Raw genomic sequence first — 22172 nt, forward strand, 5'->3', positions numbered from 1 at the left:
CGGCGGCCCGCCTCGGACCGTCGACGGCGGTCACGGAACCCGCCGGGAGACACCCGGGTCGGCCCTCAGGCCGGCCAGACCCTCCTCGCGGTAGGCGCGCGGAGCCACTCCCGTCACCCTGCGGAAGGCCCGGCTGAAGTGGGAACGGTCACGGAACCCCACCGCGCGGGCCACGCTCTGGACGCTGTCCTCGCTCGTCCGCAGCCGTTCGGCCGCCCTGCGCACCCGCAGCCGGGTGAGGTACTCCCACATCGTCAGCCCGTAGCGCCGGTGGAAGAGTTTGCCGAGGTGGTCCTCGCTGACCCCGGCGGCCTGCGCGAGCTGCCAGCGCGAGACAGGCCGCCGGTAGTGCTCGTAGAGGTAGACCAGGGCCTCGTCCAGGACGGCCCGCACCCGCGGCGGCAGCCGGCCGTCGCGGCCCGTCAGCTCCCGTACCAGTGCCGCCGCCTCGTGCGGCGCGAACACGTCCAGGTCCAGCAGGAGCAGCGCCGGATGCGGACGGGCCCGCCGGGCGTCGGCCGCCGTGATCCCCTCGTGGCCGGCGACGACCGCGGGGCACAGCGCCCGTCCGCTCCCGTCGTGCAGCCGTTCCACGACGTCCAGGCCGTGCAGGTCGGCGAGGGAGGACTCCAGGACGAGGAGCCGGGGCGTCTCCTCCGCGATCAGCGCCAGTACGGTCGCCGCGTCGGCCACCACCCGGGTCGGGTGGTCGGGCAGCGCGGCCTCCGCGATCCGCCGCAGCTCCTCGCGTGACTCCTGCGAGCGGCCCGCCACCACGACCGGTTCGGCCAGGCCGCTCGGCCGCAGCGCCCGCAGGGCGTCCCCGAGATCGGTGCCGCGGGCGCCGAAGAGCACGAACGGCGTGTGCCGCAGGGCGGGATGGTCGTGCAGCCGCTGCACCACGCGCCACTCCTGCGGCCGGTCGGGCAGCGCCTCCCACACCACCGCCCCGGGCCCGCGGTCCGCCGGGAACGGCACCATGTCCTGGCCACCGTCGGCGCGATGGACCCGCACCCCGTGCCGCTCGGCCGCGTGCCGTACGTCCTCGGCCACCTCCCCGGGCGTGACGACGAGCAGCGGCCCGGTGCCGGCCGGGGGCCGGTGCGCGTGCCCGTCGGGGGACGGGAGGGGAAGTTCCAGGACGTACTCGGCGCGGCCCGGCTCCCCGGTGGGCCGCAGCGAGCCGCCGTGCATCATGGCCAGCCGGCGGGCCGTGGTCAGCGCCACGTCGAACCGGTGCGCCTCGCCGGCCGGGGCCGGCGGCGAGGGCACGGCGACGACGACCCGCACCCCGGCGGGCGACCAGCCGGCCGACACCTCCACCGTGCCGCCCCGGGCCAGGTCCGCGGCGGCGGTCAGGACGTTGCCGAGGACCTGCCGCAGCCGGGCGGCGTCGGCCGGGACCGACGGCAGCCGGCCGGGCAGACCGACCGACCAGCGCGTACGGGCCGGCAGCCGGCGCCCCGCGGCCGCCTCGGCACAGGCCCGCCGCAGCAACGGCAGCGGATCGACCAGCCGGCGGGTCAGTACGAGGTCGCCGGCCTCCGAGTGGGCGAGGTCGAGCAGGTTGGCGCTGAGGTGCAGCAGCCGGGCGGCGTCCCGGTGCACCTCCGTCAGCACCGCCTGAGGGTCGTCGCCGCCCCGCGCGAGCATGGCCTCCAGCGGCTCCCGCAGTTCGGCGACGACATGGGTGAGCAGCCGGGTCTGGAACCGGTTGGCCTGCTCGGCCGCGTCCCGCGCCCTGCGCACCTCGTCGAACAGACCGATGCCCTTCAGCGCCGCGCTGATCTGGTCGCCCAGCTCCCGGTAGAGCGCCCCGTCCTGGTCGGCCGCCGTCTCCCCGGCGGTGGCGTCGAACACGGCCAGCCCCAGCTGCTGTTCACCGATGTGCAGGGGCTCCAGGACCAGCCGGGAACGCCGTCCGGCGCCGGGCATCAGACTGTCGGGGAGCAGCAGCGCGGCCGAGAAGGGCGGGCTGTCCAGCACCCCCGCGTGCCCGAGCCGCCGCGCCTCCGCCCGGGTGAGCAGCGGCCGGGCGATACCGCGCACCGGTGCCGCCGCCCCGGGCGCGGCCTGCTCGTACAGCACGATCCGGCAGGCCGGCACGCCGGGCTGGGCGAGGTGGCGCTCCAGGACGTCGCAGAGCCCGTCGAGGTCGACCACCGTGGTCAGCGCGGTGCCGAACTCCCGCAGCCGCCGGGCCCGGACGGCCTGGGTCCAGCGCCCGTACTCCAGCAGCGCGCGCGACCGCTCCGCGACGATCAGCCGGGCCCGTCCGAACAGCGCCTCCGCCGGCCCGCGCGACTCGGCCGGCAGCGGGTCGACGACACCGAGGCGGGCCCGCTCCAGCGCCTGGTGCCAGCGTTCGGCCTCGGCCTGGGTGCGGGCCCGGCCGCGCAGCAGCCGCTCCACCAGCGGCAGGAAGCCGCCCGCGCCGTCGTCCCCGGAGTCCGCCGCCGCGGGCTGCGCGGCGCCGGGCACGAGGTCGGCGTGGAACGCCTCCGCGAGCCGGGTGCCGGCGGACGGCGCCACCGCGTCGAGCGCGGCCCACCCCCGGGGCTCCTCGGCGGCCCCGGGCACCGCCCGCGGCCGTACGGCGTACCGCGCCGTCGGGTAGGGGCATCCGCAGGACCGGCGCACGACGAGGGTGGCCGGGATGGTCGTACGGTCCGGCGGTCTGCTGCCCCGCAGCCTGGCCACCAGCGTGTCCACGGCCAGCGCGCCGAGTTCCGCGAAGGGCAGGGCCACCGAGGTCAGCGGAGGATCGCCCAGCCGCGCCTCCGGCGAGTCGTTGAACCCGACGACGGCCACGTCCTCCGGCACCCGCACGCCCCGCCCGGTCAGCAGCCGCAGCGCGTCCGCGGCCAGCACGTCGCTGCACGCCAGCACCGCGTCGAAGTCCACCCCCGGCCGCAGCCCCCGCGCGTCGAGCAGCACCCGCATCGCCGATGCGCCGCCCGCCGCGTCGAAGTCCACCGCCGCGCACACATGGGTGGACTCCAGCCCGACGCCGTGGTGGCGCAGGGCGTCGACGCAGGCGCGGTAGCGGTCCTCGGAGACCGGGTTGGCGACCGGGCCGCGGATGCACACCGGCCGCCGGCAGCCGTGCCGGGCGACGAGATGCCCGACCAGTTTGCGCATGCCCGCGTGGCTGTCCACGGACAGGACGTCCGCCTGGTCGCCCAGCGGCTGGTTGAGACTGATCACCGGCAGGTGCGCCAGCCGCCGCAGCAGCCGCCGGGCCCGGTCCCCCGGGGAGGGCAGGCCGATGGTCGAACTCCAGCAGACGACGCCGTCCAGCCGGGCGGGGCCCACGAGTTCGTACAGGGCGCTGCGGGGCGCGTCGCCGCCGCGCAGGTCACCGCCGGGGAAGCAGACCAGGCCGACGTCGTCGCGCTCGGCGGCGGCGCGGACACCGGACCACAGGGTGGCACCGACGCCGAGGTGGATGTTGGCGGTGAGCAGCCCGATGGTGAGCGGCCGGCGCGGGCCGCCGTCCGCCCTGACGTGCGGGTCCGCGGCCATCGGCGCTCCCTCGGTCGGCCCCGGCCGGCATCTCCGGGGAGGGGAGAACCTAGACGAGGCGGTCGCACCCGGCAAGAGCCGTGACGGAACGGGCCCGCGGGGCCTGCGGGCAACCGAGCAGGACCGGTGGCGTGGGGGGCCACCGGTCCTGCCTGTGCGCGGTGTGCGGTAGGTGGGGGCGGGTCAGATCTTGCCGACGCCCGCCCCGGCGGTCACCGTCGCCTTCACGGAGGACGCCGACTGCGCGGTGTAGCTGTACGGGATCGAGGCCACGCTGCCGCCGGTCTGCCCGGAGCCGGAGTTGACGAAGTAGTTGTTCTTCGCCACCAGCGAGCCCTCGTCGGAGTCGCCCTCACCGAGGTGGTACGGGTCCTCGGTGTTCTCGAAGTAGTTGGCCTCCACCAGGACGCCCGCGTTCTCGGTGGACGCGACGCCGTAGGAGCCGATGTCGCTGAAGTAGTTGTTCAGCACGTGCACCGGGTTGCCGAAGCGGACCCGCGGGTTGCGCTGGTTGGTGCCGTCGAACCAGTTGTTGACGTAGGTCACCTTCAGCTTGCCGGTGTCCTCCGAGGAGTTGCTGTCGGAGTGGCCCAGCAGCATGTTCTTGTCCTGGTCGTGGGTGCGGTTCCAGGACACGGTGATGTTGGTCGAGGCCCGCTTGATGTCCACCGCGCCGTCGCTGGCGTCGGAGATGTCGTTGTGGTCGATCCAGACGTTGGTGGAGTACTGGACGTTGATCGCGTCGTCGTTGGACCCCGAGAACGTCAGGTTCTGGATGATGACGTTGTTCACCTCGGAGACGTTCAGGCCGCTTCCGGTGATCTTGCCTGAGGTGCCGACGCCGACGATGGTCTTGTTCGAGGCGACCTTCGTCATCGACGACAGGGCGATCGTGCCGTTGACCCGTACGGTCTGGGCGCTGCTGCTCTGTACGGCGCTGATGAAGGCGGAGGCCGTGGAGACGGTGACCGTGCCGCCGCCGGCGCCACCGGTGGTGGCGGCGCCGAAACCGACGGGGGTGGTGGCGGCTGCGGCCAGCGGCTCGGCCGGGGCGGATCCGCTCGCCGCACCTACTCCTGTCACGGCCATGACAACCGCGATCGCCGTGGCTCCGGCCAGGGTGAACCGTGCGCTCGTCCTGCGCATGTGGATCTCCGTCCGTGGGGGGGATTCGGGGAGAGGAGTACTGAGGAGGAGTACTGAGGGGACGTGCTGTGCGGACGTGCTGTGCGGATGTGCTGTGGGGATGTGCTGTGCGGATGTGCTGTGGGGACGTGCTGTGCGGATGTGCTGTGGGGTGCACCACCAGGGCCTCGAGGCCGGCTCTTGCCGAGGCACACTGTGAGCGTAGGGAGACCGCTGTGGACTATGACGTGCCCCGTGTGGACTATTGCGTTCCGTCACAGCGGCCCTCCGGACACGCGCCTGTCCCCGGCACGCGCGGTGCCGGGGACAGGACTGCCTTCCGGTGGGTCAGGAGGCGACGAAGCGGGCGATCTGGCCCAGGACGACCGTGTCGGCCAGGTAGCCGATGTGGGTCTGGCACAGCACGTTGTTGTTGGTCGCGCCGCTCAGCCGGGTGCTCGTGTACGGCAGGATGATCCCGTCGCACGCCGAGTACCAGGTCGCGTACTGGGTGGCGCCCGGTGTCTCGTCGCCCGAGGTGATCTGGGAGATGAACGAGGACCCCGGATACATCTGCTGGCAGGTCGTGTAGATCAGACAGGCGCCGGCGTACGTGGTGCCGTGGTTCGCGCCGGCGATCGAGGCGAGGTGGCTGACATTGCTGTGGCCGCCCAGCACCTTCAGGTAGTACTGGCTGACCAGGCCGCCCATCGAGTGGTTGACGATCGCGACCTTGCTCGCGCCGGTACGGGCCTTCACGGTGTTGACGTAGGACGCGAGCCCTTGGGCGTTGGTGACGTTGTTGCCGTAGGAGTCGTACTCGTAGGCGAACAGGTCGGAGCTGGACCAGCCGTTGAGCCGGAAGACGCTCATGGCGGTGACCCAGTTGGAGGCGTTGCCGGTGTAGCCGTGCACGAAGACGACCGGAGTGCTGGTCGACAGCGGCTGGGCGGCGGTCCCGGCGGACCGCGCGGTGGCGGCGGGGGCGGTCGCGGTGTCGGCCGCACCGGCCGTCGAGGCCGGGGAGAACAGGGTGAGCGCGGCGGTGGCGGCCACGAGCACGCCGAGGAGCCGACGTGGGGAACGACGACGCATGGACCCTCCAGCGAGGATGCGGGAAGCGGGTGCCTGACCCGCCCCAGCGTCGTGGCGTGAGGTGCCGCCGCCATCGGTGAAATCACCTGTGGCCGCGACGGCGCGTCCCCCCCCGCAGGGCAGCGCTACGCCCGTCCGGGCGGGGCGTCCCGCGGCCGGTCGGGCGAGGCGAGCCGGCCCAGCGCCTCCGCCAGGGTGAGGTCGGCGTCGTCCTTGCTGTCGTGCCACCGCCCCAGCGTGGTCGCCGCCGCCCGCAGCAACTCGGGCGGGAGCCCCGCCGTTTCGAGCGTGTCGGCGATCTCGTCCATCTCCGGCCCCCACCGCCAGGCCCGCACCGCGGCCGAGGCCACGTACTCCGGCTCGGCCAGGTACGTGTCCGAGCGGCGCCGGGCGACCTCGCGCAGTTCCCCCTCGACGCCGTGCTCGTGGGCCAGCGCGTAGGACAGGCCGACCAGGACCCGGCTGACCTTCTGGAAACCGGCGTAGGCGAGCTTCAGCGCCGACGCCTGTCCGATACGGGGGCCCAGGACCTCGGCGCGTACGGCGGTGCCGTCGAACAGCCGGGCCACGGCAGCGGTCTGCGCTCCGGGTCCCGACAAGTACAGCGCCGGGTTGCTGCCGTCGACGGGCGGAGCGCCGATGACACCGCCGTCCACGACGGTGGTCGGCGGCGCGAACAGCGCGGCGATCCGTGCGGTGCGCTCGGGGTTGACGGCGTTCGCCTCCACGTACACGCCGGTGAAGCCGTGCCCGGCGACCTCGCGGGCCAGTTCCTCGGCCGCGGCCGGCGGACACAGGCTGATCACGATGTCGGCCCGGTCGGTCAGCTCCCGCAGCGCGGGCACGGGTTCGAGACCGAACCGTTCGGCGCGGCGCGCGCTGGCCGGACTCCGTCCGTCCGCGCACCACAGGACGGCGGCCGCGTTGGCCGCCGCGCAGGCGGCGACGGCGGCGCCCATGCTGCCGGGGTGGAGGATGCCTACGACGGGCTGCTGGGACACGGTGCTGCTCCAGGGAGTGGGCCAGAGGGCTTCTGACGGAGGTCCGCGGCGCCGCGGCGCCCGGCGCTCCTGCTGCCACGGAGATCCATCAGAAGCTCCCCAGCAGGTGGTCGACGGCCTCGGTGACGTCGTCGACGGCATGGTGACGCGCGGTCAGGCCCTCCGGCCAGGGCCGGCCGCGTACCCAGATGGCACGCAGACCGGCCGCCGTGCCGCCGGCGATGTCGGTCTCCGGGTTGTCCCCGGTCATCCAGTCATCCGCGGTCAGCTGGGTACCGCAGCGGGCCGCGGCCAGTTCGAACAGCCGCGGGTCGGGCTTGCGGACGTCTATGTCGCCGGAGGCGGCGATGCCGTCGATCAGCCCGGCGAGTCCGGTGGCGCGGACCTTGGCGCGCTGGAGGTCACTGGCCCCGTTGGTGGCGACGCCGATGCTCCAGCCCGCCTCCTTGAGCCTGGCCAGGCTGTCCAGGACGGCGGGACGGCAGGTGACGGCGGACGCCATCCGGCCGACGTAGACGCGCCACAGATGGCCGGGGTCCTCGTCGAGCCCGAAGACGTCGCGGAGACGGACGAAGTCCTCGCGGCCGGCCGTGTCGGCGAGTTCGGTCCGCAGCCACCGCTCGATCTCCGGGCCGTAGGCGTGATCGTGGACGAGGTCGGTGACGGCGTCCGCGAAGGCGGCACCGCGGTCGACCAGGGTGCCGTCCAGGTCGAAGAGGGCGAGGCGCATGGGGACGACCTTAACGCCGGTGCCCCGCCGCCCTCACCGGGTGCTCACCGCACCCGGCTCGGGACCGGCCCGGGGGCGCCCGCCAGGTGCCCCGTTTCCCGGCACGGCGGGCGGTGGACGGGCAGTGGCGGTCCGTCAGTGCCACAGCCCGGCGGTGGCGAGGCCGACGACGAACACGGCCAGGACGCCCACGGGCTGGAACGACGCCTGGTTGAACACCGCCAGGGCGACCGGTGGCTCCGCGCGGCGCAGCAGGACGAGGCCCGGACGGACCACGGTGACGGCCGTGACCAGCACCGTGCCGACCAGACCCGGCGGTCCGAAGGAGCGCAGCGCCGCACAGGCCAAAAGGCAGCTCGCCGCGCCGGCCACGAGAAGGAAGCCGAAGGCGACCGCCGCACCGGTCCGCGGGCCGGAGACCACGGGCAGGGTGCGGACACCGAGGTGGCGGTCCTCGTCGATGTCGGCGAGATCGTTGGGGATGTTGCGGCCGCCGATCTCCCACGCCGCCATCCACACCAGGAACAGGCCCAGCCGCAGCGGGTCGACGGAGGCGGACACCGCGAACCAGCCGGCCGCGGCACCGACCGCGACCATCACCCCGCTGACCAGGAACTTGAGCGGCGTCACGGTGGCCAGCCGGCAGTACAGGACCTGAAGGAGGGCGGCCACGGCGAACAGCGCCAGGCACACCCGGCTGAGCAGCGCGGCGACGACGACGGCGAACAGGCCCAGCCCGCCGATCCAGATGAACGCCGCCCGGCGGGACAGCCGGCCCCGGGCCAGCGGATGCCGTCCGCCGACACCGTCCAGGTCGGCTCCCTCGTAGGGCCGCACATGGGCGAAGCGCCGCCGGTCCACCTCGATGTCGAGTACGTCGTTGGCGGCGAAGACGGCGAAGAACGCGGCGAACGCGGCGAGGGTGGCCGCCGCGAGACGCGGCGGTGAGGGGCGGTCGTCGGCGAGGAGAGCCGCGATCAGCGGCTGGGCGACACTCAGGGAGGCCTGGGTGCCGCGCGAGAGCGCGAAGAGCGCCTTGGCCGGGGCGGCCGCGAAGGTCATGGGAGAAGTCCCCCTTCCCGTGTGCCGGTCCGCCCCGCGGGCGCTCCCCGGGCCGCCCACCGGTCCTGGCGGTCCCGGGTGGCCACGGCCACCAGGTACCCCGGCGGGACGAAGCGGGTGCGCACCCCGACGGCCGGCGTGCACGCGCCGGCCAGGGCGTGCAGCGCCTGCGCGCCGTAGAGCCTGCGCAGACTGATCAGACCGTCGTGGAGATGCGGCAGGCCACCGGTCAGCCAGAGCAGCGGCGCGACGGCGAGACCGGCGGGGTGGCGCCAGCCGTCGATGATCAGCAGCCGCCGCGCGACGCGGGTGCCCTCCTCCAGCAGGGCCACGACGCCCGGCGCCGGCAGATGGTGCAGCGTCATGGTCAGCACCGCCACGTCGAAGGCGCCGTCGGGGGCGTCGATCCGCGTGGCGTCCAGCACGGCGGGCGTCACCCGGGGGTGCGCGCCCACCGGGCTGCGCCGGATCCGCTCGACCACGTCGGGGTCGACGTCGCTCACGGTCACCCGGGCCGTGGGATGCCGGTCCGTGAGGTACCGGGCGAGCCGGCCCAGTCCCGCCCCGAGTTCGAGCAGGCGCGGGTCGGGGACGCCGCGCGCCTGCGCGAGGGTCAGGCGGCAGAAGGTCCGGTAGCCGCCCGTCAGCCGCTGGAAGCGGTCCAGCGCGCGCAGCACCTGCCGCCCCTTCTCCGGGGTGTCGGGCCGGTCGATGTACTCCGCACGGCTCGTTTCGAACCTGCGGTCCCAGCGTGCCGCGTCAGGGCCACCACGGGGCATGTCGGCGATCATCGGACTCCGAGTCGGTCGCGGGCCGGGCCGGGGCCGTCGGGCACGGCACACGGCGTTCGCCGACAACAACGAGCAGCCGCCGCATCCGGCACCGGGCAGCGCCGCCCGACGCGTCGCCGGGGCCCCTCGGACCCGGCGACCACACCGCCCGGAGCGTCAGGGCACCAGGAACACCCGGTCCAGGTGGTGGCGCAGGACGGCGGCGGCCGACTCCGGGCCGCGCTGGCCGACCAGGACACCGGTGCCGAGCCCCGCGGACAGGGCGAGCAGGCCGGCCGCCTCCATCCCCGGGTCCACGTCCGGCCGGAGCAGGCCGTCCTCCCGCGCCCGCCGGAGCAGCCCGGCGAGCGCCTCCTCCGCCGCGTCGGGGTCCTTGATGAAGGGCTGGGCGGCGAGGGCCCGGTCCTTCACGGCCAGCACGGCGTACGAGGTGTAGACGAAGTGGAACGTACGGCTCTCCTCGTCCGTGGGCAGGGCCGCCATCAGCAGCGCCTCGACGGCGGCGCGCGGCCCGGCGTTCTCCCCGGCGGCCGCGAACCGGGCGGCCACCCGCTCCCGGAACCGCTCCGTCAGCTGCTCCAGGCCGAACAGCAGCAGCTTCTCCTTGGTCTCGAAGTAGTACTGCACCAGCCGCAGCGACACCCCCGCCTCCGCCGCCACGTCGCGCATCCCCACCGCGTGCAGCCCCTGCCGCCCGGCGACCCGCACGAGGGCCCGGGCGATCTGGGCACGCCGCTCCGCGTGATCCACCTGCTTGGGCATCGGCCGTCTCTCCCGCTCGTCTTCCGCGCCGCCGTGTCGGTCCCGGCCCGGTGATGATACAGCCGTACCACGATGATGGTACGGTCGTATCACAACGCACACGAACCTGGAGGTGCCCGTGTCACAGACCGCTTCCCGTCCGCAGGCGACCGTCGGCCGCTATACGGACGATGCCTGGCGTGAGCGCTACTTCGCGGCCTGCGACGCGGTCTACGCCCTGGGCGCGCCCGCGCGGGGCGAGCAGACGGTGGAGACCTTCGCCGGCGCCACGCACGTCTACCGGTACGGTCCCGACGACCCCGCGGCCCGCTCCCGCACCCCCGTCGTCCTGGTGCACGGGGCGGGCTCCTGCTCCGCCATGTGGTACCCCAACACCCCCGCGCTCAGCGCCGAACGCCCCGTCTACGCCATGGACACCCCGGGCGATCCCGGACGCAGCGTGCAGCGCGAGCCCATCCACCGGCCCGAGGACGCCGCGCGGTGGCTGGAGGAGACCCTCGCGGGGCTGGGGCTCGACCGGGTCCACCTCGTCGGCAGTTCGTACGGCGGCTGGCTCGTCCTCAACCAGGCGCACCGCGCCCCCGGCCGCCTCGCGTCGGTCACGCTCCTGGACCCCGGCGGCCTGGAGAAGGTGGGACTGCGTTTCTTCTTCTGGATCTTCGTGAGCCTCTTCGCGACCTTCGCGCCCCGGGCGCTGCGGCCACGGCTCGCGGTCTGGCTGGACCAGCCGGTCCTCGCCGTGCCGGAACTGCGCACGATGATCAGAACGGCCACCCGCGCCTACCGCATCCGCCGTCCGTCCCCCGCGCCCCTGGCCGAGGACGAGCTGGCCGGCATCCGCGTCCCGCTCTACCTGGTGCTCGGCGAGCGCAGCCTGCTCGTGCATCCGCGGCGGCAGGCGGAGCGGGTGCCCAGGCTGGTGCCGGGCGCCCGTGCCGAGATCGTCGCCGGCACCGGCCACGGCCCGCAGATCGACCACGCGGACGCGGTCAACCGCCGGATGCTGGACTTCATGGACTCCGTCGACTGACGAAAACGACGCAGGGGGCCTGCCCGACACCGTCGGGCAGGCCCCCTGCGGCAACCGGTCAGTCGGTGCCGGACTCCATCGCCGCGCGGTCCAGCAGCTCGTCCTCCCCGGAGACCTGGCCGCGGGAGGCGATCGCCTCGGCGCCGCCCTCCGGCATGGTGCCGATCAGACCGGTCGCGGCCGCCTGCGCCGCGCCGATGGCGGGACCGCCGGTGCCGATCAGGCCGATGCCCGCGTACTGCTCCAGCTTGGACCGGGAGTCGGCGATGTCGAGGTTGCGCATGGTGAGCTGGCCGATCCGGTCCACCGGCCCGAACGCCGAGTCCTCGGTGCGCTCCATGGACAGCTTGTCGGGGTGGTAGCTGAACGCCGGGCCCGTGGTGTCGAGGATCGAGTAGTCCTCACCGCGCCGCAGCCGCAGGGTGACCTCGCCGGTGACGGCCGCGCCGACCCAGCGCTGCAGCGACTCGCGCACCATCAGCGCCTGCGGGTCCAGCCAGCGGCCCTCGTACATCAGCCGGCCGAGACGCCGGCCCTCGTTGTGGTAGTGGGCGAGGGTGTCCTCGTTGTGGATGGCGTTGACCAGCCGCTCGTACGCCGCGTGCAGCAACGCCATGCCGGGGGCCTCGTAGATGCCGCGGCTCTTGGCCTCGATGATCCGGTTCTCGATCTGGTCCGACATGCCCAGGCCGTGCCGGCCGCCGATGGCGTTGGCCTCCATCACCAGGTCGACGGCGGAGGCGAACTCCTTGCCGTTGATCGTCACCGGGCGGCCCTGCTCGAAGCCGATCGTCACGTCCTCGGCGGCGATCTCGACCGACGGGTCCCAGAACCGCACCCCCATGATCGGCTCGACGGTCTCCACGCCGGTGTCCAGGTGCTCCAGCGTCTTGGCCTCGTGGGTGGCGCCCCAGATGTTGGCGTCGGTGGAGTACGCCTTCTCCGTGCTGTCGCGGTAGGGCAGGTCGTGGGCGACCAGCCACTCCGACATCTCCTTGCGACCGCCCAGCTCGGTCACGAAGTCCGCGTCCAGCCACGGCTTGTAGATCCGCAGGTTCGGGTTGGCCAGCAGGCCGTACCGGTAGAACCGCTCGATGTCGTTGCCCTTGAACGTCGAGCCGTCGCCCCAGATCTGCACGTCGTCCTCGAGCATCGCCCGGACCAGCAGGGTGCCCGTGACGGCACGGCCGAGCGGCGTGGTGTTGAAGTACGCCCGCCCGCCCGAGCGGATGTGGAACGCCCCGCACGCGAGCGCGGCCAGGCCCTCCTCGACGAGCGCGGCGCGGCAGTCGACCAGACGCGCGACCTCGGCGCCGTAGGTCTTGGCGCGGCCCGGCACCGAGGCGATGTCGGGCTCGTCGTACTGGCCGATGTCGGCGGTGTAGGTGCAGGGGACGGCACCCTTGTCGCGCATCCACGCGACCGCGACCGAGGTGTCGAGACCGCCGGAGAAGGCGATGCCGACGCGCTCGCCGGCCGGGAGGGAAGTGAGGACCTTGGACATGTATTGATTATGCAGGGCAACGTATGAACATGCAAAGTCGTCGGCCGGCGCACGCTAATCTGCGTCCTCATGACGCGTACCTGGGTTCTGCCGTCGCTGCTGGTGCTGTGCGGCTCGGTCGTCGCGACGGGGCTGGTCCTGGACGGCGACGCCGGTGAGGCCGCCGTACTCCTCCTGTTCTTCCTCCTGCTCGCGGGCGTCCACTCGCCGCTGGTCTTCCCGAGGCCGGTCGGCGCGCTGGAGGCGCGGCGCCGCAGCGAGGCCGACGGCCGGCCGGTCGTCTACTGGCGGCCGGGCTGCGCGTACTGTCTGCGGCTGCGCCTCAGGCTGGGCCGTGACGCCCGCCGGCTGCACTGGGTCGACATCTGGCGCGACCCGGAGGCGGCGGCAGCGGTCCGCGCGGCCAACGACGGCAACGAGACCGTGCCGACGGTCGTCGTCGCGGGCCGGCCCCACACCAACCCCGACCCCGAGTGGGTGCGCGCCCGGCTCTCCCCTTCCGCACCGGCCTGACCGCCGCGCTAGGACACGCCGGACGTCACCGGCGCCGCCTCCCAGACGAACCCGTCCGGGTCGGTGAAGGGCTCGCCGGTGCCGCCGAGCACGATCCGGTGCGACCCGGTGCCGTCCTCCGGCACACCGAGGATCTTGGCGAGGCCCCGGCGCTTGTAGAGAGCCAGCTGGACGGGGCTCGACTCACCGGCGGCGAACTCGACGTACTTCCCGCCGAAGCTCTTCGCCACGGTCAGGCCCCGCTCGACGTAGAACCGCTTGCTCGCCTTGACGTCCTCGACGCCCAGCAGGAGGACGAGCGCGCCGATCTCCCGGGAGGCGGGCCCGGTGTTCTTCTTCGACGAGGTCGCGATCTTCCAGATCGTCCCGTCCGGGGCCTGTACGACGGCGCCGTAGCCCCACAGGGACTTCTCGGCGGGCTGGAGCGGCGCGGCACCGGCGTCGAGGGCGGAGCGGACGAAGCCGTCGACGTCGGCGGGCTGGGCCACGGTGATCGACAGCGAGAATCCGCGGAAGCCGGTCGCCGGTGCCTGGGAGAGCCGGAAGAGAACCCGCGGTCCCAGCCCGAAGGCGGCGGTGCTGAAGCGTTCGGCGGCCGCGGGGTCGGCCACCTCGAGGGTGACGGAGGCGAGAGAAGTCATGCGTTCACGCTAGGCCCGGCGGCGGCACGGCTGCTTCTCGAAAACTGACCGATGGCGAGCCCTCCGGGAACCGGCCCGCGGCAGCCCCTCGGCCCCTTGGCTCCCTGCGGCGATGCGGGCGACCTGGACGCCGGGCGCGTCCGCTGACGTGCGATCCTCGTTCCCTGAACGACAGAAAGGACCCATTCATGATCTTCATCACCGCCAAGTTCCGCGTCCGGCCCGAGTACGCCGACGCCTGGCCCGAGATCACGCGTGAGTTCACCGAGGCGACCCGTGGCGAGCCGGGCTGCCTGTGGTTCGACTGGTCCCGCAGTGTCGACGACCCCACCGAGTACGTGCTGGTCGAGGCCTTCCGCGACGACGAGGCCGGCGCGGCGCACGTCGGCTCCGACCACTTCGCCCAGGCCCGCGAGACCCTGCCCCCGCACCTGGTGGAGACCCCGCGGATCGTCAACACGACCCTCCCGCAGGACGACTGGTCCGAGCTCGGGGAGATGACGGTCCCGAGCGGGAACTGATCCCGCGCCGGCCCGGTGCCGACACGACCGCCGTGTGCGCCGTCCCGCCCGGGAGGCGCACACGGCGGTCTGTGTCGGTACCCCTGACGGGCAGGCGGGGAGACGCTCAGTCGCGGCCGGCTGTGAGCACGCCCCGGTAGCCGCGCACCACCTCGGCGTAGGCGGTGGCGCTGGGCTTCGGCCGGCGCTGGAAGGTGACGCGGTCGACCTCGTGCAGCCCGAGCTGAGCGCCGTACCCGAAGATCCACTCGAAGTTGTCCATGAGCGTCCAGTGGCAGTAGCCCAGCACGGGGGTGCCCGCGGCGGCCTCGGCGGCGAGCCCGTGGACCGCGGCCGGGACGAACGCGGCGCGCTGCCTGTCGTCCGGGGTCTGGATGCCGTGCTCGGTGACGAGGACCGGCACCCCCGACACCTCGTGGGCGTACCGGACCGCACCGGCGAGGGACTCGGGCGCGATGACCGTGCCCATGCCGTTGCGTTCCCCCTCGGGCGTCACCTCGCCGTCGGGGCCGTGCAGGATGCGCTCGTAGTTCTGTACGCCGATGAAGTCGTCGTCGCGCGCCTCGCGCAGCCAGTGGTCGTACACGGCGGCCCGCTTGGCGTCCCGGCGTTCCTCGCCGCCGGGCAGGGCCACCTCGTCGGCGACGGCGATGGAGACACCGACCGGAAGGTCGCCGCGGCGTGCCTTGATGGCCTCCCGGGCGGCGCGGTGGGCGCGGGTGAAGGCCTCCTGGAACTCCTCCTGCCGGTCGGCGGGGATGACGTTCGCGCTGGCGTAGGTGTCGCTCCCGGCGGCCCGCGCCGCGGCGGCGAGCATCCGCGTCTTGAGCGCCTCCGCCTCGGCCGGCAGTTTGGCGCCCGCCTGCAGCAGCTGTTCCAGGTTGGGCTCGTTGAGGGTGACGCCGTACGCGATCCGGTCGCCGAAGCGGGCCATGACGCGGTCGCACTGTTCGGCGAACCGGTCGGCGGCGTCGACGGCGGTCCAGGAACCGGCCGCCGCGAACCAGTGCGGCGCGGTGAAGTGGCAGAACGTCACGAGGGGCGCGAGGCCCCGGGCGAGGCAGCCGTCGACCATCCGCTCGTAGTGGTCGAGGGCCTCGGTCCGCACGACGCCGCGCTCGGGCTCGATCCGGGCCCATTCGACGGAGAAGCGGAAGGCGTTGAGTCCCAGTCCCGCGACCAGGTCGAGGTCCGTCTCCCACTGCTCGTAGCCCCGGCACGCCGGTCCGCTGGGTTCGCGGAACAGCGAGGGAGTCGTGTGCTCCAGGAACCAGGTGTCGGCGGCGAGGTTGTCGCCCTCGTTCTGGTGCCCCGCGGTGGCGACGCCCCACAGGAAGCCGTCGGGCAGGCTGATGTGTTCCATAGGTGTTCCCTAAGAATGGTTGGCGGTCCGGGAGGACCGGGTGTGGCTGATGGGTGTTTGCCGCTTGTGGCTCGCGAGGAATGGCCGCCCGGTCCTTCGGGACGCTCCGGCCACTGATTGAGAACTGCGGTCATCGCTGGTTAGGGACCTGTCGGCGGAGTGTTCTTCGGGCCACGAAGATGCTGGTCACGGTGGAACGGAGCGACGGGCTTGAGCGCGTCTCACGAGCGGATACGGGTCGGCATCGACGCCGGCAAGGGGCATCACTGGGCGGTGGCGGTCGACGCCGACGGCGAGACGGTGTTCTCGACGAAGGTGATCAACGACGAGTCGCAGATCCTCGCCCTCATCGAGACCGCCCGGGAGAGGGCCGGCGAGATCCGGTGGGCGGTGGACATCTCCGGACGTGCCTCGACGCTGCTGCTGGCCCTGCTGATCACCCACGGCCAGCACGTTGTCTACGTGCCCGGCCGCACCGTCAACCGCATGTCCGGCGCCTACCAGGGCGAAGGCAGGACCGATGCCAAGGACGCGCGTGTCATCGCCGATCAGGTACGCATGCGTCCGAAGGGCTTCGCCCGGCTGGACACGCCTCCCGAACTGGTCACCACGCTCCGGGTGCTCACCAACTACCGGGCCGACCTGATCGCCGACCGGGTCCGGTTGATCAACCGGCTGCGGGACCTGCTGGTCGGTATCTGCCCGGCCCTGGAGCGCGCCTTCGACTACTCCGCGGCCAAGGGCCCGGTCGTCATGCTGACCGAGTACCAGACCCCGGCCGCCCTGCGGCGGATCGGTGTCAAACGGCTCACTGCCTGGCTGGAACGCCGCAAGGTCCGCGGAGCTGGTGCCGTTGCCTCGAAGGCAGTGGAGGCCGCCCAGTCGCAGACGGCCGAACTGCCCGGCGAGCAGCGGGCCGCGAAGCTGGTCTGCGACCTTGCCCACCAGCTGCTGGCCCTGGACGAGCGGATCAAGGGCAACGACCGTGAGATCCGCGAGACCTTCCGCGCCGACGGGCGCGCCGAGATCATCGAGTCCATGCCGGGCATGGGCCCCATCCTGAGTGCCGAGTTCGTCGCCATCGTCGGTGACCTGTCCGGCTATCTGGACGCAGGCCGCCTGGCCTCCCACGCCGGCCTGGCCCCGGTCGCCCGGGACTCCGGGCGCCGCACCGGCAACTACCACCGGCCCAAGCGGTACAACCGGCGCCTGCGGCACATCTTCTACCTGGCCGCGCAGACCTCGATGATGCGGCCCGGTCCGTCCCGGGACTACTACCTGAAGAAGCGCGGAGAGGGGCTGCTGCACACCCAGGCTCTGCTGGCGCTGGCCCGTCGCCGGGTCGACGTGCTGTGGGCGATGCTGCGCGACAAGAGGCTCTTCACCTCCGCCCCGCCGGTCGCGCAGACGGGTTGACACGGTCATTGAGATTCCTCGTACTGGTGCGGTGGGCGGATCGGGACAGGCAGCCGGGCCGGCGGGCGTCACCGTGGGTCCGGCGGGAACGGGGTGTCGAAGGCGTGCCGGCCGTGGCCCACCTCCACGGGCTCCGCGCCCGGGAGTTCGACCCGCGCGCTGACCCCCGGCGGCACGAGGAGGTCGACCCGCAGCGTCCCGGCGTCGAGCCGCCAGCCGGTCTCGGCCCGGCCGTACGGCGTCTCGTGCGCGGCCCGCGCCCAGGTGAGGCCGGCGCCGGGACGGGGCCGGACCAGGAGCCGGCGGTAGCCCGGTGCGGCGGGTGCCAGGCCGGCGACGGTGCGGTGGATCCAGTCGGCGACGGCGCCGAACGCGTAGTGGTTGAAGGAGGTCATCTCACCGGGGTTGACGCTGCCGTCGGGGAGCATGCTGTCCCAGCGTTCCCAGACGGTGGTGGCGCCCATGTCGACCTGGTACAGCCAGGACGGGCAGGCCCGCTGGGTCAGCAGCCGGTAGGCGGTCTCCACGTGTCCGGTGTCGGTGAGCGCCTCGCACACCAGCGGGGTGCCGAGGAACCCGGTGCCGATGCGGTGGTCTCCCTCGGCCACCAGGCCGGCCAGCCTGCGTCCGGCCTCGGCGCGTTCGGCGTCGTCCTCCAGCAGCCGGAAGCACAGGGCGAGGGCGTAGGCGGTCTGGGTCTCCTCCGTCAGCCGTCCGCCGCCGGCGTGGAAGCGGCCGCGGAAGGCGTCGCGGACGGAGTCGGCCAGAGCGTGGTAGTGCTCGGCGTCGTCCGTCTTCGCCAGCAGGTGCGCGGTGCGCGCCAGCAGCCGGCAGGAGTGCGCGAAGTAGGCCGTGGCGACAAGGGCGGAGGGGGTCATCGCCCGCCCGGGATCGTCCGCCGGGGCGGTGGGGTCCAGCCAGTCACCGAACTGGAAGCCCTCGCCCCAGATCCGGCCGGGGCCGGCCAGCCGGTCGACCGCGTCGATCCAGGCGCGCATCGAGGGGTACTGGGCGCGCAGCACCTCGGTGTCCCCGTAGCGCTCGTACAGGACCCAGGGCACGATGACGGCGGCGTCGCACCAGCCGGTCATCGGGGGGTTCCCGGGCGGCAGCGGCACGGGAGTGATCACCGGGATGTCGGGGCTGAACACCGGCGGCACCCCCCGCGGGTCGTCGCCCTGGTCGGCGGCCAGGTCGCGCAGCCAGGACCGCAGCAGGTCGCGCACGTCGTAGAGGAAGGCCGCGGTGGGGGCGAAGACCTGGACGTCGCCGGTCCAGCCGAGCCGCTCGTCGCGCTGCGGGCAGTCGGTGGGCACGTCGACGAAGTTGCCGCGCATTCCCCACACCACGTTCTCGTGCAGCCGGGTCAAGGAGGCGTCGGAGCAGGAGAACCAGCCCGTGCGGCGCAGATCGCTGTGGAGCACCACGGCGGTGACGTCGGCCGGGTCGAGCGGGCCCGGCCAGCCGTCGATCTCGGCGTAGCGGAAGCCGTGGAAGGTGAAGCGGGGTTCCCACTCCTCGCCCTCCGGGGCGCCGCGCAGGGTGTAGCGGTCGGTGGCGGTGGCGTGCCGCAGCGGGCGCGTGCACAGTTCGCCGTCCTCCAGGACCTCGGCGTGGCGCAGCGTGACGGTGCGGCCGGCCTCGCCGCGGACCCGGATGCGCAGCCGGCCGACGAGGTTCTGCCCGAAGTCGACGACGGTACGGCCGGCCGGCGAGGTGGTGACGGCGACGGGGGCGACGGACTCGATCCGCCGCACCGGCGGGCTGTCGGCGGGGAAGAGCACGGCCGTGTCGAACTCCAGGACGCGCACCGGCTCCCAGGCCGAGTCGTCGAAGCCCGCTTCGCTGAAGCCGGCCTGCTCGCGGCGGGCGTCGTACTCCTCGCCCTCGTACAGGCCGGCGGCGACGACGGGGGAGGGCCCGCAGCGCCAGTGTTCGCCGGTCGTGACGGTCTCGGCGGTGCCGTCGGTGTAGTCGACGCGCAACTCGGCGAGCAGGCCCGTGTCCGTGCCGTAGATGTCCCGGGTGCCGCCGTTGAAGCCGAGCAGGCCCCGGTACCAGCCGTCCGCCAGGTGGGCGCCCCAGCCGTTGCGGCCCTCGTGGACCAGGTCGGTCACGTCGAAGACCTGGTAGCGGTGGCGGTGGCGGTAACTGGTCCAGCCGGGGGCGAGCACGTGGTCGCCGACCACGGTGCCGTTGAGTTCCAGCTCGTACACGCCCAGCGCGGTGACGTGGAGGCGGGCGGCCGCGACCGCGCTCCGCGCGGTGAACTCGGTGCGCAGCAGAGCAGCCGGCCGGGCGGCCGTGGCGGGCGGCTCCGGCTGTCGGTGAGGGGTGATGACGCGGGCGGTCCAGGGATGCGGCATGTCGGGTCCTCAGCGCGTGGGCGCCGGTGTCAGGTGGGCGGCTCCGTGGGACGGAGATGAGCAGGCTCGATCATGCGCGCCAAAACCTAGTGAACGCTAGGTCTTTACGTGTGTGATGTGAGCCACAGGATGTGTGCTGTCGGCGGGATGTGGCGATTTCCCGGTCGAGGTGCGGCCCTTATGGACGTGCGCATGACAACGTCAAGGGGGCACGCTTGCGCCCTGCTGGCCGGCGGCTGTCGCTACAGCCCCTGGCCGTCGGCGGAGATGGAGCGCATGAGCCGGTCGAGGTGGGCCCGCATCACCGCGACCAGGTCGAAGGACCGGCCGCCGGCGAGCCACTGCTGGCGCAGCCCGGCGTCCAGGGCCGCGCACTCGCGGGCGATGCAGTCGTGATCCAGGTCCGGCACGAGTTCACCGTTGTGGCTGCCGGCGCGCAGCCGATCCGCGAGCTCCTTCACGCCCTTCTCCTGCCAGCGGGCGAAGAAGTCGTGGGCCGGGTGGTCGGGGGCGGTCGCCTCGGCGGCGATCACCACGGCGAGTTCCACCATGCCCGGCATGGTGAGGGTCTCGGCGGTGTCCTCCAGGTGGCAGCGGAAGGCGTCCCGCACCGACTCGGAGACCCGCTGCCACTGGACGTCCATGCGCTCGTGCCAGTACTCGACGACGGCCAGCAGGAGCTGCTGCTTGTCGCGGAAGTGGTGCAGCAGCCCGGCGTCGGTGATCTCCGCGTCCCGGGCGATGCGGGCCAGGGAGGTCTTCCGGTAGCCGTCCTGTCCGAAGCGGAGCAGTGCCGCCTCGAGGATCTGGACGCGCCGGGCCCGGCCTGCCGTGTAGCCGCCGCGCGGCCCCCTGGGTGTCGCCATGGCAGAACGGTACCGGGGGCGGTGCGGGGTGCCGGAGACAGCCCGTCCACAGCCGTCGCTGGGTGACGTGGGTCACACTTCCAAAACCTAGCGTGCACTAAGTGTTCGGGTCATCATCAACGTCACGCGACGACGGATCGCCGCCTGGTGACCGCCCCCGTGAACGCCGTCCGAACGGCGGCCGGTCCCTTCGCCCCCCCCCACAGCGCCTCACATTTCCTCTTCGGCACCTCCGTGAAAGGAGGGCTGGCATGACATCGACGTCGCCAAGCCCCTCACTCGACACCGCGCCCCCTGCCGAGCCGGGTGGACGATGGAACCTCCGCCTGGTCGCGGTGCTGATCGCTCTCGCCTGGCCCACCCAGTTGCTGGCCGCGGGCGGGATCCTTGGTGCCAACGCCACCGCGAGCGTCGCCCAGAGCTTCCACACCACTCAGGTCGCGTGGTTCGGCCTGACCCTCACGCTGGCGTCCACCCTCCTCACGCCGTTCGCCATCAAACTGGGCGACCTGTACGGCAGGAAGCGCGTCATGCTGGTCATGATGGCGCTGGGCGCCGGCGGAGAGGCCCTGGCGGCCCTGGCCGGGGAGTTCTGGCTGGTGCTGGTCGGCCGGGCCGTCGCCGGGTTCTACGGTCCCTTCGGCGCCCTCTCCTTCGCCGCGGTCCGGGACATCTTCCCGCCCCGGCTGGTCAAGCCGGCCAGCGGCATCATGGGCAGCAGCGTCGGCCTGGTGGCCGTCGGCACACCGTTCCTGGCGGGTCGGCTCGTCGACAACTGGGGTTACCGGGGCGCCCTCTGGTTCCTCGCCGTCGCCACCGCCGTCGCCTTCCTGCTGGTCGCGCTGCTGGTGCCGCGGACACCGCGGTACGCCTCCGCGGCGGGCTTCGACTGGCTCGGCGGCCTGGTGCTGGGCGGCGGTCTGACCGCCGTGGTCTACGCCGTCGGCCAGGGGCAGAGCTGGGGCTGGGCGGACGCCAGGACGCTCGGCTGGCTCGCCGCCGGAACCGCGGCCCTGGTCGTCTTCCTGTTCGTCGAGCGGGCCCACGCCCACCCGATCCTGGACCTGCGCGTGCTGCGCCGCCGTCCCGTGGCTCTGGCGCTCACCGCGGGCGGCCTCGCCCAGACGGTCGCGTTCACCATGCCGGGCCTGGCCATCCTGCTCGCCCTCTTCCCGCACATCCCCGGTGTCTCCGCCGGCCTGGGCTGGACAGCCCAGCACAACGCCGTGGTCAGCATCAGCTGGAACCTGGTGATGTTCGGCACCGGTCTCCTGGTCAGCCGCTTCCTGCGGCACCTGGACCCGCGCACGGTGTGGATCGCCGGGCTCGTGGTCATGGCACTCGGCTACACACTCGTGGGCTTCTTCCACGGCGGCGAGCTCGAACTGGCCCTGACGTCCTGCGTCGCCAACATCGGCTCGGGCGTCGTCGTCGCGGGAGCGCCGGTGCTCGTGGTCGGTGTCGTCTCGCCCGAGGAACAGGGGCTCGGCAGCGGCATGCTCAACATGCTCATCAGCCTGTTCGGCGCCATCGTCACCGCGGGCGCGTACGCCCTGCTCAACGCGCACAGCACCGTGGTCGACGGCACCGCGTTCTACCAGGACGCCGGGTACGCGTGGGTCTTCTGGCTCGGTGCCCTCGTCACGCTCCTGGCCCTGGCGCTCTCCTTGTTCATTCCCCCGCTGCGCGACCCGGAGGCCGACGACGCGGTTCCCGCCTGAGCGGAGCGAGGCGACGGGACCGGCCGGCTCGGCAAGGGGTGACCGGACGCCGCGGCGCCTGGTCACCCCGCGTGGACCGCTCCGGGCCGCCCGGCGGGACAACACCTCGGACCACCACCTGGGGCGCCGTGCCGGCCGTC

At 73.3% G+C, this 22172-nt stretch carries 18 protein-coding genes; 5 read left to right on the plus strand and 13 right to left on the minus strand.

Annotated features, from left to right (window positions below):
* Positions 1-30: 30 nt before the first annotated feature.
* From ACIQR3_RS19660 to ACIQR3_RS19695, 8 genes are all read right to left on the minus strand, one after another.
* Positions 31-3525: a substrate-binding domain-containing protein gene (locus ACIQR3_RS19660; protein WP_403540429.1), complete on the minus strand. Its 3495-nt coding sequence runs from the start codon at positions 3523-3525 to the stop codon at positions 31-33.
* Between the two features lie 183 nt (positions 3526-3708).
* A complete protein-coding gene (locus ACIQR3_RS19665) occupies positions 3709-4671 on the minus strand; it encodes a polysaccharide lyase family 1 protein (protein WP_403540431.1) in 963 nt (320 codons plus the stop codon).
* Between the two features lie 327 nt (positions 4672-4998).
* Positions 4999-5745: an esterase/lipase family protein gene (locus ACIQR3_RS19670; RefSeq protein WP_403540434.1), complete on the minus strand. Its 747-nt coding sequence runs from the start codon at positions 5743-5745 to the stop codon at positions 4999-5001.
* 125 nt (positions 5746-5870) lie between these two features.
* Positions 5871-6704, minus strand: a complete 834-nt coding sequence (locus ACIQR3_RS19675) for a DUF1932 domain-containing protein (protein WP_403540566.1) — start codon at positions 6702-6704, stop codon at positions 5871-5873.
* Positions 6705-6834: 130 nt separating this feature from the next.
* Complete coding sequence (locus ACIQR3_RS19680) at positions 6835-7476, minus strand: HAD family hydrolase (protein ID WP_403540436.1); 642 nt, start codon at positions 7474-7476, stop codon at positions 6835-6837.
* 135 nt (positions 7477-7611) lie between these two features.
* A complete protein-coding gene (locus ACIQR3_RS19685) occupies positions 7612-8538 on the minus strand; it encodes a UbiA prenyltransferase family protein (RefSeq protein ID WP_403540438.1) in 927 nt (308 codons plus the stop codon).
* Complete coding sequence (locus tag ACIQR3_RS19690) at positions 8535-9317, minus strand: class I SAM-dependent methyltransferase (RefSeq protein WP_403540441.1); 783 nt, start codon at positions 9315-9317, stop codon at positions 8535-8537. Before ACIQR3_RS19690 ends, ACIQR3_RS19685 begins: the two co-directional genes overlap by 4 nt.
* 168 nt (positions 9318-9485) lie before the next feature.
* Complete coding sequence (locus tag ACIQR3_RS19695; protein ID WP_403540443.1) at positions 9486-10091, minus strand: TetR/AcrR family transcriptional regulator; 606 nt, start codon at positions 10089-10091, stop codon at positions 9486-9488.
* 118 nt (positions 10092-10209) lie between these two features.
* Here ACIQR3_RS19695 and ACIQR3_RS19700 point away from each other — a divergent pair, with 118 nt between their 5' ends.
* Positions 10210-11121: an alpha/beta fold hydrolase gene (locus tag ACIQR3_RS19700; protein WP_403540446.1), complete on the plus strand. Its 912-nt coding sequence runs from the start codon at positions 10210-10212 to the stop codon at positions 11119-11121.
* Positions 11122-11179: 58 nt separating this feature from the next.
* On the opposite strand, the gene argG is transcribed toward ACIQR3_RS19700, so the two are convergent.
* Positions 11180-12625, minus strand: coding sequence for an argininosuccinate synthase (gene argG, locus ACIQR3_RS19705; RefSeq protein WP_215171023.1), 1446 nt, complete (start codon positions 12623-12625; stop codon positions 11180-11182).
* Positions 12626-12694: 69 nt separating this feature from the next.
* Between argG and ACIQR3_RS19710 the strand changes: the two genes are divergently transcribed.
* On the plus strand, positions 12695-13138 hold the full coding sequence (locus tag ACIQR3_RS19710; protein WP_403540449.1) for a glutaredoxin domain-containing protein: 444 nt from the start codon (positions 12695-12697) through the stop codon (positions 13136-13138).
* A gap of 8 nt (positions 13139-13146) precedes the next feature.
* Here the strand turns inward: ACIQR3_RS19710 and ACIQR3_RS19715 are convergent, their stop codons facing one another.
* A complete protein-coding gene (locus ACIQR3_RS19715; RefSeq protein WP_403540451.1) occupies positions 13147-13779 on the minus strand; it encodes a glyoxalase in 633 nt (210 codons plus the stop codon).
* Positions 13780-13967: 188 nt separating this feature from the next.
* Between ACIQR3_RS19715 and ACIQR3_RS19720 the strand changes: the two genes are divergently transcribed.
* Positions 13968-14300: a putative quinol monooxygenase gene (locus ACIQR3_RS19720; RefSeq protein WP_403540454.1), complete on the plus strand. Its 333-nt coding sequence runs from the start codon at positions 13968-13970 to the stop codon at positions 14298-14300.
* Positions 14301-14406: 106 nt separating this feature from the next.
* Here the strand turns inward: ACIQR3_RS19720 and ACIQR3_RS19725 are convergent, their stop codons facing one another.
* Complete coding sequence (locus ACIQR3_RS19725; protein ID WP_403540457.1) at positions 14407-15663, minus strand: family 1 glycosylhydrolase; 1257 nt, start codon at positions 15661-15663, stop codon at positions 14407-14409.
* A 210-nt stretch (positions 15664-15873) separates the two neighbouring features.
* On the opposite strand from ACIQR3_RS19725, the gene ACIQR3_RS19730 reads away from it, so the two are divergent.
* Complete coding sequence (locus tag ACIQR3_RS19730) at positions 15874-17079, plus strand: IS110 family transposase (protein WP_403540460.1); 1206 nt, start codon at positions 15874-15876, stop codon at positions 17077-17079.
* Between the two features lie 68 nt (positions 17080-17147).
* Here the strand turns inward: ACIQR3_RS19730 and ACIQR3_RS19735 are convergent, their stop codons facing one another.
* The gene (locus ACIQR3_RS19735) at positions 17148-19445 is read right to left on the minus strand and encodes a family 78 glycoside hydrolase catalytic domain (RefSeq protein ID WP_403540462.1); all 2298 of its coding nucleotides are present in this window, start codon (positions 19443-19445) and stop codon (positions 17148-17150) included.
* A gap of 242 nt (positions 19446-19687) precedes the next feature.
* Positions 19688-20311, minus strand: a complete 624-nt coding sequence (locus ACIQR3_RS19740) for a TetR/AcrR family transcriptional regulator (protein WP_403540464.1) — start codon at positions 20309-20311, stop codon at positions 19688-19690.
* Between the two features lie 251 nt (positions 20312-20562).
* On the opposite strand from ACIQR3_RS19740, the gene ACIQR3_RS19745 reads away from it, so the two are divergent.
* The gene (locus tag ACIQR3_RS19745; protein ID WP_403540466.1) at positions 20563-22032 is read left to right on the plus strand and encodes an MFS transporter; all 1470 of its coding nucleotides are present in this window, start codon (positions 20563-20565) and stop codon (positions 22030-22032) included.
* Positions 22033-22172 lie beyond the last annotated feature (140 nt).

This window comes from Streptomyces sp. NPDC090994, assembly GCF_044768905.1.
GTDB lineage: Bacteria > Actinomycetota > Actinomycetes > Streptomycetales > Streptomycetaceae > Streptomyces.

Bases quoted from the DNA above. Each gene is read 5' to 3' on its own strand.
- ACIQR3_RS19660 (WP_403540429.1), bottom strand. From the start codon at position 3,525: ATGGCCGCGGACCCGCACGTCAGGGCGGACGGCGGCCCGCGCCGGCCG.
- ACIQR3_RS19665 (WP_403540431.1), bottom strand. From the start codon at position 4,671: ATGCGCAGGACGAGCGCACGGTTCACCCTGGCCGGAGCCACGGCGATC.
- ACIQR3_RS19670 (WP_403540434.1), bottom strand. From the start codon at position 5,745: ATGCGTCGTCGTTCCCCACGTCGGCTCCTCGGCGTGCTCGTGGCCGCC.
- ACIQR3_RS19675 (WP_403540566.1), bottom strand. From the start codon at position 6,704: ATGGGCGCCGCCGTCGCCGCCTGCGCGGCGGCCAACGCGGCCGCCGTC.
- ACIQR3_RS19680 (WP_403540436.1), bottom strand. From the start codon at position 7,476: ATGCGCCTCGCCCTCTTCGACCTGGACGGCACCCTGGTCGACCGCGGT.
- ACIQR3_RS19685 (WP_403540438.1), bottom strand. From the start codon at position 8,538: ATGACCTTCGCGGCCGCCCCGGCCAAGGCGCTCTTCGCGCTCTCGCGC.
- ACIQR3_RS19690 (WP_403540441.1), bottom strand. From the start codon at position 9,317: ATGCCCCGTGGTGGCCCTGACGCGGCACGCTGGGACCGCAGGTTCGAA.
- ACIQR3_RS19695 (WP_403540443.1), bottom strand. From the start codon at position 10,091: ATGCCCAAGCAGGTGGATCACGCGGAGCGGCGTGCCCAGATCGCCCGG.
- argG (WP_215171023.1), bottom strand. From the start codon at position 12,625: ATGTCCAAGGTCCTCACTTCCCTCCCGGCCGGCGAGCGCGTCGGCATC.
- ACIQR3_RS19710 (WP_403540449.1), top strand. From the start codon at position 12,695: ATGACGCGTACCTGGGTTCTGCCGTCGCTGCTGGTGCTGTGCGGCTCG.
- ACIQR3_RS19715 (WP_403540451.1), bottom strand. From the start codon at position 13,779: ATGACTTCTCTCGCCTCCGTCACCCTCGAGGTGGCCGACCCCGCGGCC.
- ACIQR3_RS19720 (WP_403540454.1), top strand. From the start codon at position 13,968: ATGATCTTCATCACCGCCAAGTTCCGCGTCCGGCCCGAGTACGCCGAC.
- ACIQR3_RS19725 (WP_403540457.1), bottom strand. From the start codon at position 15,663: ATGGAACACATCAGCCTGCCCGACGGCTTCCTGTGGGGCGTCGCCACC.
- ACIQR3_RS19735 (WP_403540462.1), bottom strand. From the start codon at position 19,445: ATGCCGCATCCCTGGACCGCCCGCGTCATCACCCCTCACCGACAGCCG.
- ACIQR3_RS19740 (WP_403540464.1), bottom strand. From the start codon at position 20,311: ATGGCGACACCCAGGGGGCCGCGCGGCGGCTACACGGCAGGCCGGGCC.
- ACIQR3_RS19745 (WP_403540466.1), top strand. From the start codon at position 20,563: ATGACATCGACGTCGCCAAGCCCCTCACTCGACACCGCGCCCCCTGCC.